The sequence below is a fragment of the Citrobacter sp. CK188 genome (genome assembly GCF_030333525.1).
Taxonomy (GTDB): Bacteria; Pseudomonadota; Gammaproteobacteria; order Enterobacterales; family Enterobacteriaceae; genus Citrobacter_B; species Citrobacter_B koseri.
In genome coordinates, this window is sequence record NZ_JAOWFU010000032.1 from 105,702 (window position 1) to 115,734 (window position 10,033).

A 10,033-nucleotide genomic window follows, 5' to 3' on the forward strand; every position below is an offset into this window, starting at 1 on the left:
CTGTTGCTCCTCACTCCCGGTAGATCCCCGTCGTTGGCGTATCTCCGGCATATCCCCAGGCGCGATACATGCCTTCGCTGTTAAAAGGTAGGGCGACGTTGCCTTCGTGATCGACGGCAATCAGCCCACCGCTGCCGCCCAGCGCAGGCAATTTCTCCATGACCACACGCTCGCAGGCTTCCGCCAGGCTGAGTCCGCCGTAGTCCATCAGCGCGGCGATATCGTAGGCCGCCAATGCGCGGATGAACACCTCGCCCGTTCCGGTACAGGAAACCGCCGCGCTGGCATTGTTGGCGTAACACCCAGCCCCGACCAGCGGGCTGTCGCCTACGCGACCAGGCAGTTTATTCGTCATGCCGCCCGTCGACGTGGCCGCCGCCAGATTACCAAACCGATCCCGCGCCACCGCGCCCACGGTGCCCATTTTAGTGGTTTCATCCAACGGCGCGCCGCTATGGTCGAGCACCATTTCTCCGGCGTCACGCGCCGCCAGCAGTTGCGCATAGCGCTCAGGCGTGGAGAAAAGATCGGCAGAAACGCGCTCCATCCCCCGGGAAGCCGCAAACGCTTCCGCCCCGTCCCCCATCATCAGCACATGCGGGCTTTGCTCCATCACCAGCCTGGCGGCCAGCACCGGGTTGCGTAAATGGCGAACGCCAGCGACAGCGCCTGCGTTAAGCGTATTGCCGTCCATGACGCAGGCATCCAGCTCGTGGGTGGCGTCGCGCGTGTAAACCGCGCCGATCCCGGCATTGAATAATGGGCACTCTTCCAGCAAACGCACCGCTTCCGTCACCACATCCAGCGCGCTTTCGCCCGCCTCCAGCATTTTCTGTCCTGTTTCGACGATGTCCGACAGCGCCTGAATATAGCGCTGTTCCTGCTCCTGGCTCATCTGTGCGCGCGTAATTGCGCCTGCGCCGCCGTGAATAGCAATGACTGCTTTGCCCATTATTTGTCGTCCGTTAGCGGTGGCACACAACTTTCCCTATAAATATCAGAATTGTTGTGAGTTATTGATTCGATTTTTGAATATAGAAAGATGCAGGCGGCATGTAAAGGTAAAGGGCCAGCCCCTAAGTCTGAGGTGGCATACAGCCTGCCCGCATTTTCTGACATAATAGACGGATTCGATTTTGCCTCGCAGGAGTGTTTTCATGGAATTTACCGCCGGACTGATGCCGCTTGAAACGGCGCTCACCCAGATGTTGTCGCGCATTACGCCACTCACGGCATTCGAAACCCTGCCGCTGGTTCACTGTTTTGGCCGTATCCTGGCAAACGATGTGGTCTCTCCGCTGGACGTTCCGGGATTCGATAACGCCGCAATGGACGGTTACGCGGTGCGTTTGGCGGATCTGACCGCTGGTAAACCGCTGCCGGTGGCGGGGAAAGCCTTTGCCGGGCAACCGTTCCAGGGGGAATGGCCTGCTGGCGCCTGTATCCGCATTATGACCGGCGCGCCGGTGCCTGCGGGGTGTGAGGCGGTGATCATGCAGGAACAGACGGAGCAAACCGACGAGGGCATCCGCTTTACCGCTGACGTTCGTAGCGGGCAAAACATCCGCCGCCGTGGGGAAGACATCACCCATGACGCCGTGGTTTTCCCGGCGGGGACTCGCCTGACCACCGCAGAACTGCCGGTACTGGCTTCGCTGGGCATCGCCGAAGCGCAGGTCGTGCGCAAAGTGCGCGTGGCGCTGTTCTCCACCGGCGATGAACTGCAATTGCCGGGTCAGCCGCTGGGCGACGGGCAAATTTATGATACCAACCGCTTAACCGTACACTTGATGCTTGAGCAGTTAGGCTGCGAGGTGATCAATCTCGGGATCATTCGCGATAACCCGCAGCAGCTACGCGCCGCCTTTATCGAAGCTGACAGCCAGGCCGATGTGGTTATCAGCTCTGGCGGCGTTTCAGTGGGCGAGGCGGATTACACCAAAACGATCCTCGAAGAGCTGGGGGAAATCGCGTTCTGGAAACTGGCGATTAAACCGGGCAAACCGTTCGCCTTCGGTAAACTGAGCAACAGCTGGTTCTGCGGTCTGCCGGGCAACCCGGTCTCTGCGGCGCTGACGTTCTATCAGCTCGTGCAGCCGTTGCTGGCGAAACTTAGCGGCAATATCGCCAGCGGTCTGCCAGCGCGTCAGCGCGTGCGTACCGCTTCACGGCTGAAGAAAACGCCGGGTCGTCTTGATTTTCAGCGCGGCATTCTGCAACGCACGGCCGACGGCGAACTGGAAGTCACCACCACGGGACACCAAGGTTCGCATATTTTCAGCTCCTTTAGCATGGGTAACTGTTTTATCGTGCTGGAACGCGATCGCGGCAACGTTGACGCGGGCGAATGGGTGGAAGTCGAGCCGTTTAACGCGCTGTTTGGAGGCCTGTAATGGCGGAACTCAGCGACCAGGAGATGATGCGCTACAACCGGCAAATCATTCTGCGAGGGTTCGATTTTGAAGGACAGGAAGCACTAAAGGATGCACGGGTGCTGGTCGTTGGCCTGGGCGGACTCGGGTGTGCGGCAACGCAGTACCTCGCGGGCGCGGGCGTTGGGCAGCTCACGCTGCTCGACTTTGACACCGTTTCAGTGTCGAACCTGCAACGCCAGACGCTGCACAGCGATGCCACCGTCGGGCAGCCGAAGGTGGATTCGGCGCGCGAGGCGCTGGCGCGCATCAACCCTTATATCACCCTTACACCGATCAACGCCCTGCTGGACGAACCGGCGCTGAATGCGCTTATCGCCGGGCACGATCTGGTGCTGGACTGTACTGACAATGTTGCCATCCGTAATCAGCTTAATGCCGGATGTTTCGCCGCCAAAGTGCCGCTGGTTTCCGGCGCCGCCATCCGTATGGAAGGACAGATCACCGTCTTTACCTGGCAGGAAGGCGAACCCTGCTACCGCTGTCTGAGCCGTCTGTTTGGCGAGAACGCCCTCACCTGCGTGGAAGCGGGCGTCATGGCGCCGCTGATAGGGGTGATCGGTTCATTGCAGGCGATGGAAGCCATCAAATTGCTGGCGCATTACGGTCAACCCGCATCCGGCAAAATTGTGATGTACGACGCGATGACCTGTCAGTTCCGCGAAATGAAATTAATGCGCAATCCGGGTTGCGAGGTATGCGGAGCACAGGTGCCGGATGGCGGCTGACGCCTTATCCGGCCTACGATGGTTTGTAGGCCCGGCAAGCGCAGCGCCCCAGGCATGTTGCCGGATGGCGGCTAACGCCTTATCCGGCCTGACGATGGTTTGTAGGCCCGGCAAGCGCAGCGCCCCGGGCATGTTGCCGGATGGCGGCGTACGCGTCGCTCAAAGTGACGTTCGTCCGAACGCGCCCTGCCAGTCGTGCTCAAACTTCGCTACTGCGGCATCGACAGCCGGGTAACTGATAAGCTGCTGCGCGACATCCAGCGGCAGGGTGATGGATTCACACCCGGCCAACAGGCAGTCCAGCGCCTGACGCGGCGTTTTAAAACTGGCCGCCAGCACTTTGGCGTGCGGGGCGTGCATTTTCAGTAGCTGCTGCAAATCATTAACCGTCTGAATACCGTTCCCGCCCTGTGCGTCCACACGGTTAACGTAAGGCGCAACGTAGTCGGCACCCGCCAGCGCGGATAACAACCCCTGCGCCGCGCCGTAAACCGCCGTCCCCAGCGTCGGAATACCTTCCGATTTCAACAACTTAATCGCTGCCAGTCCTTCGGCTGTAACCGGCACTTTTACCACGATATCAGGAATAATCGCCCGCAGCTTACGCGCATCGCTGACCATTCCTTGCGCCGTGCTCGCCATCACCTGAGCGAATAAACGCCCCTGTCCGCCCATCGCGTCGTGCAATTCCGGGAGTAACACCTCCAACGGTTTTTTACCTGCCGCCACGATACTGGGATTCGTCGTCACCCCTGCCAGCGGGAATATACGCGCCAGCGATTTCACGGCCTCAACGTCAGACGTATCCAGATAGAGTTCCATAACCATTCCTCAAACTGTGAGATTTTGCATAGTTTAAGACTATCACGACAAAACCTCTCTGAGAGTTGACCTGCGTCAACATAACTTTCATTCGAAAGTTATTTAATCTTTATACGAAAGAAAGAGAGGCCGTTTATGATTTTCAATATTCAGCGCTATTCTACCCATGATGGCCCCGGCATTCGCACCGTTGTCTTCCTGAAAGGCTGCTCGCTGGGCTGCCGCTGGTGCCAGAACCCGGAAAGCCGCGCACGCGCCAGAGATCTCTTATACGATGCGCGCCTGTGCCTTGACGGGTGCACGCTGTGCGCACAAGCCGCGCCAGAGGTGATCGAACGCGCGCTGAACGGCCTGCTTATTCATCGCGAAAAACTGACCGATGCGCATATGGACGCCCTCACCCACTGCTGCCCTACTCAGGCGTTAACCGTCTGCGGCGAAACAAAGCGCGTGGAAGAGATCATGGACACCGTACTGCGCGACAAGCCGTTTTACGATCGCAGCGGCGGCGGTATAACGCTCTCCGGCGGCGAGCCCTTTATGCAGCCGGAACTGGCCGCCGCGTTGTTCAAAGCCAGCCATGATGCGGGTATCCATACCGCGGTCGAAACCTGTCTGCACGTACCGTGGAAATATATCGAACCTTCCCTGCCGAATGTCGATCTGTTCCTCGCCGATTTAAAACACGTTGCCGAGGCGCCGTTTAAGCAGTGGACCGATGGCAGCGCTTCTCGCGTACTGGAAAACCTGAAAAAGCTCGCTGCCGCCGGTAAAAAAATGATCATCCGCGTGCCGCTCATTCAGGGTTTTAACGCCGATGAAGAGGCGATCAAAGCCATTACCGATTTTGCCGCCGACGAACTGCACGTCGGTGAGATCCATTTTCTGCCCTATCACACGCTGGGCATCAATAAATACCACTTACTCAGTCAGCCCTACTATGCCCCGGACAAACCACTTGATGCGCCCGCGTTGCTTGATTTTGCGCAGCAGTACGCCAGCAGCAAAGGTTTAACCGCGACTTTACGAGGATAATCCCATGACCACACTGAAACTGGATACGCTCAGCGACCGCATCAAAGCGCATAAAACCGCGCTGGTGCACATTGTGAAGCCGCCCGTATGTACGGAGCGCGCGCAGCACTACACCGAGATGTATCAGCAACATCTGGATAAGCCGATTCCGGTTCGTCGCGCGCTGGCGCTGGCGCACCATTTGGCAGAACGCACTATCTGGATCAAACATGACGAACTGATTATCGGCAACCAGGCAAGCGAAGTGCGCGCCGCGCCGATCTTCCCGGAATACACCGTCTCGTGGATTGAAAAAGAGATCGACGATCTGGCCGATCGCCCTGGCGCCGGTTTTGCGGTCAGCGAAGAGAACAAACGCGTTTTACACGCCGTGTGTCCGTGGTGGCGTGGTCAGACGGTACAGGACCGCTGCTACGGCATGTTTACCGATGAGCAAAAAGGTCTGCTGGAAACCGGCATCATTAAAGCCGAGGGCAACATGACCTCCGGCGACGCGCACCTGGCGGTAAACTTCCCGCTGCTGCTGGAAAAAGGTCTTGATGGTCTGCGTGACAAGGTGGCGGAACGCCGTTCGCGCATTAACCTGACCGAACTGGAAGACCTGCACGGCGAGCAGTTCCTGAAAGCGATTGATATCGCGCTGGAGGCGGTCAGCCTGCACATCAAACGTTTTGCCGACCTGGCGCGTCAGATGGCGGCGACAGAAAGCCGTGAAAGCCGCCGTGACGAACTGCTGGCGATGGCGGAGAACTGCGATCTCATCGCCCATCAGCCGCCGCAGACGTTCTGGCAGGCGCTGCAACTGTGCTATTTCATCCAGCTGATTTTGCAAATCGAGTCTAACGGCCACTCCGTCTCGTTTGGACGTATGGACCAGTATCTCTGGCCGTATTACCGTCGTGATGTAGAGCAAAACCAGACGCTGGATCGCGAACACGCGATTGAACTGCTGCACAGCTGCTGGCTGAAGCTGCTGGAAGTGAACAAGATCCGCTCCGGCTCTCACTCCAAAGCCTCTGCGGGCAGCCCGCTGTATCAGAACGTCACCATTGGCGGTCAGAGTCTGGTCAACGGTCAGCCGGTGGATGCGGTCAATCCGCTCTCTTACGCTATTCTGGAGTCCTGCGGCCGCCTGCGTTCCACCCAGCCGAACCTCAGCGTGCGCTATCACGCCGGAATGAGCAACGACTTCCTCGATGCCTGCGTGCAGGTTATTCGCTGCGGCTTTGGGATGCCCGCGTTCAACAACGACGAAATCGTTATCCCGGAATTTATTAAACTCGGTATCGACCCACAAGACGCTTACGACTACGCGGCCATCGGCTGTATCGAAACCGCCGTGGGCGGCAAATGGGGCTACCGCTGCACCGGCATGAGCTTCATTAACTTTGCCCGCGTGATGCTGGCAGCGCTGGAAGGCGGTCGCGACGCCACCAGCGGTAAAGTCTTCCTGCCGCAGGAAAAGGCGCTCTCCGCCGGTAACTTCACCAGCTTCGATGAAGTGATGGACGCCTGGGATACGCAGATTCGCTACTACACGCGCAAGTCGATCGAAATCGAGTACGTGGTTGACACCATGCTGGAAGAGAACGTCCATGACATTCTCTGCTCGGCGCTGGTGGATGATTGCATCGAACGCGCGAAGAGCATCAAGCAAGGCGGCGCGAAATATGACTGGGTTTCCGGTTTGCAGGTCGGTATCGCTAACCTCGGCAACAGCCTGGCGGCGGTGAAAAAACTGGTCTTTGAACAGGGGGCTATCGGCCAACAGCAGCTTGCCGCCGCACTGGCCGATGACTTTGAAGGCCTCACTCATGAACAGTTACGCCAGCGGCTGATCAACGGCGCGCCAAAATACGGTAACGACGATGACACCGTCGATACCCTGCTGGCCCGCGCTTATCAGACCTATATCGACGAGCTGAAGCAGTATCACAACCCGCGTTACGGTCGCGGCCCGACCGGCGGCAACTATTACGCCGGAACCTCGTCCATCTCTGCAAACGTACCGTTTGGCGCGGCAACGATGGCGACGCCGGATGGCCGTAAAGCGCATACCCCGCTGGCGGAAGGGGCAAGCCCGGCTTCCGGTACTGACCATCTCGGTCCAACGGCGGTTATTGGCTCCGTCGGCAAACTGCCTACCGGCTCAATTCTCGGCGGCGTGTTGCTCAACCAGAAGCTGAACCCGGCGACGCTGGAGAACGAATCCGACAAGCAGAAGCTGATGATACTGCTGCGCACTTTCTTCGAAGTGCATAAAGGCTGGCATATTCAGTACAACATCGTGTCGCGCGAAACGCTGCTGGACGCGAAGAAGCACCCGGATCAGTATCGCGATCTGGTGGTCAGGGTGGCCGGTTATTCCGCCTTCTTTACCGCACTGTCGCCGGATGCGCAGGACGATATCATCGCCCGTACTGAACATACACTTTAATTTGTAGACACAAATCCCCGGCATACATTGCTGGGGATTTTTTGCATATGACTACGCTGATAATAAGATACTTCTTTCCGTACCCACTATAATTTAACATGTTAGTTATTCCTTTTACGTTTAAATAATGGCCACTTTTTCCGTTTAATTTGATTAATAACAGGTTAACACCTCAGTTTTATCATTAGGCTTATTCCTGATTAAACACCCCACTCAGGAAAGCAAATGAGTAACATTATTTATTTAACGCTGGAGGGTGATATTCAGGGAAAGATTTCTGCAGGTTGTGGTTCACTGGCCTCTGTTGGTAACCGCTATCAGTTGGGACACGAAAATGAAATCTTTGTTTTCAGCCTGACGCAGGCAGTGGACGGCGTTAACGGACGTATCCATCACCACGTTCTGCAATTTTGCAAACTCCTGGATAAAAGCTCTCCATTACTCAATAACGCCATTAATAATAATGAACGTCTAAAACTGACGTTTGATATTTACCGTACTAATAAACACGGACACATGGAAAAGTTTTATCTTATCGAACTTCGCGGTGCAACAATACGATCTGTTAATCAGTTAGCTAAAATGAACGATATGCACTATGAATATATATCGGTGGATTACGATTATATTCTGAGTCGTCATCTCATCGCCGGTACCGAATTCGATTACCTGCTGACGCCGGATAATTATGGTCGTCTTTTCCCGGTGATGCAGAAGGTCACGCTTCTCAAAGAGCCGCCGGAGCGTAAGGTAACGCTGGTGCTGGGGGTATTCTTTGATGGCACGGGTAATAACGCGGTGAATACCCGGAACATGCTTGAGGCGCTAACGGCGCAGCACTTTGATATCAACAGCCCGGATGCGGCAACCATTCTCTCCAAGAATGCATCGGAGAAGATGGGGATTAGCGGGATTGGGGCGGGTAGTTATCTGGGGTATTATACGAACATTCATTGGTTGAATGAGTTATATAAACAAACCTTTCCACCTGACGGCAACTATATGCAAGGTGCTGTCTATGTTGAGGGCATTGGCACACGCGCTGGCGAGCCTGATAACCCGATAGGCCTGGGGCTGGGCACCGCAGAAACCGGGATTATCGCCAAAACTGACGATGCGGTGGCGCAACTTGAAGCCGGAATAAAGAAAACACGATCTCGTTTAAACGGTAAGTATGTTGTCGATACCCTGCTGTTTGATATCTTCGGTTTCAGTCGCGGTGCAGCCGCTGCCCGCCACTTTGCCAACCGCGTCCAGTCAGCAGATCCCGCTATTGCCAATGCAATTTCGGCAGGCATGGGCAAAGTGAGCTATAGCGGTGCATCATCGGGCAAAACCCGCTTTCTCGGCATTATGGACACCGTGGCGGCAGTGGGTACGGTGGCTAACGGCCTTAACCCGCACAACGCAGATACCGGAAACGTCAACATCCGCCTGCGCCCCGGCGTGGCGCAAAAGGTGTTTCACATTATCGCCCAACACGAGTGCCGCTATAACTTCGCCCTCAACAGCGTTGCCCCGGTCTGGCCGGAGCTGTCGCTTCCCGGCGCCCATTCCGATATCGGCGGCGGGTATCTGCCGCAGCTGTGGGAAGACCTCTTTCTCACCCGCCCGCTGGTGGAAACCCTGCCTCATAATCAACCAAGCGCGCAATCTCACGTTTACCGGCAGACGATGGCGCAGCTGCGCGTGCTGGAGCATTCGCCGGCCATCATGCCCGTCATTCGTACCAACGCTATTACCCCGGAAGTATGGGAGGACGATTTAGCGCCAGCGGATCGCTACAGCCAGCCGCAAAAACGCACCTTTGCCGCGCTGACGTTGCGCCATCGCACGGTCAGCTATGACTGGTCGAAGGTTGCGCTACGGGTAATGGTCGATGCCGCAGTCGAAGCTGGGGCGTTGTTTGCTGACGTAGACAAAACCAGAGGACATGCGCTGCCTGATGAACTGAAACCGTTATGCGAACATGCCCGTGAGATGGGAAAAGCAGCTCGCCGGCATGCAGCCGTCAACGGTTTTTCGCCTGAAGACGTGGATTTGATTGCCCAAAACTATATCCACTGCTCGGCCCACTGGAACGCCGTAGATCTCAGACAGAACGGGGAATTACAGGGTGGCGCTTCAGCCTGCGAAACCATCAGCTTTGTGAACCGGCCGGACGAGGACTGGCTAAGAACGATTTACAACAGGGACGGAAAAAAACGATGAAAAGGCATTACGTACTGACACTTACACTATTACTGTCAATCACTGGCTGCAGCCCACAGAAACCTCACCCTTTGCAGTCAAAACAGGCCGCCAGTGGTGACTGGACGCTGCCTTATGGCGAGTGGAGTTTTTCCTTTATCACGCCCTATGAGCTACCAGCGGAAACGCTTCATGCCCGGGTGATAGACACGGATGGTTATCTGTATACCTTTAATACGCTTGACCCGACGTCCCGCGACTCAGAATCCGTGGACAAATGGACTGATGTGGCCTTTGGCGGTAGCGTCGTTTTCAACAAAGTCAAAAAACCGCCTCAGTACATTGTCTTCTGCTGGGAATCCTATATCGACAAACAAACTTACGAGACC

The 10,033-nt window shown here is 56.3% G+C and carries 8 protein-coding genes; 6 read left to right on the forward strand and 2 right to left on the reverse strand.

Annotation, left to right across the window (positions count from 1 at the left end):
* Nucleotides 1–10: 10 nt before the first annotated feature.
* Complete coding sequence (iaaA, locus tag OGV67_RS11525; RefSeq protein WP_115614922.1) at nt 11–952, reverse strand: beta-aspartyl-peptidase; 942 nt, start codon at nt 950–952, stop codon at nt 11–13.
* 205 nt (nt 953–1,157) lie between these two features.
* Here iaaA and moeA point away from each other — a divergent pair, with 205 nt between their 5' ends.
* Entirely contained in the window at nt 1,158–2,393 is a 1,236-nt protein-coding gene (gene moeA, locus OGV67_RS11530; RefSeq protein WP_115614923.1) for a molybdopterin molybdotransferase MoeA, read from the forward strand.
* The gene (gene moeB / locus OGV67_RS11535; RefSeq protein WP_012133132.1) at nt 2,393–3,160 is read left to right on the forward strand and encodes a molybdopterin-synthase adenylyltransferase MoeB; all 768 of its coding nucleotides are present in this window, start codon (nt 2,393–2,395) and stop codon (nt 3,158–3,160) included. Before moeA ends, moeB begins: the two co-directional genes overlap by 1 nt.
* A gap of 159 nt (nt 3,161–3,319) precedes the next feature.
* On the opposite strand, the gene fsa is transcribed toward moeB, so the two are convergent.
* A complete protein-coding gene (fsa, locus tag OGV67_RS11540) occupies nt 3,320–3,982 on the reverse strand; it encodes a fructose-6-phosphate aldolase (RefSeq protein ID WP_115614924.1) in 663 nt (220 codons plus the stop codon).
* 135 nt (nt 3,983–4,117) lie between these two features.
* Between fsa and OGV67_RS11545 the strand changes: the two genes are divergently transcribed.
* From OGV67_RS11545 to OGV67_RS11560, 4 genes are all read left to right on the forward strand, one after another.
* Nucleotides 4,118–5,017: a glycyl-radical enzyme activating protein gene (locus tag OGV67_RS11545; RefSeq protein ID WP_012133135.1), complete on the forward strand. Its 900-nt coding sequence runs from the start codon at nt 4,118–4,120 to the stop codon at nt 5,015–5,017.
* Between the two features lie 4 nt (nt 5,018–5,021).
* Nucleotides 5,022–7,454, forward strand: coding sequence for a glycyl radical protein (locus OGV67_RS11550; protein WP_115614925.1), 2,433 nt, complete (start codon nt 5,022–5,024; stop codon nt 7,452–7,454).
* 225 nt (nt 7,455–7,679) lie between these two features.
* Nucleotides 7,680–9,665, forward strand: coding sequence for an Hcp family type VI secretion system effector (locus OGV67_RS11555; RefSeq protein ID WP_200003515.1), 1,986 nt, complete (start codon nt 7,680–7,682; stop codon nt 9,663–9,665).
* The coding region (locus tag OGV67_RS11560; RefSeq protein ID WP_286465559.1) for a DUF2931 family protein at nt 9,662–10,033 on the forward strand (372 nt) is incomplete at its 3' end. The genes OGV67_RS11555 and OGV67_RS11560, both read left to right, overlap by 4 nt.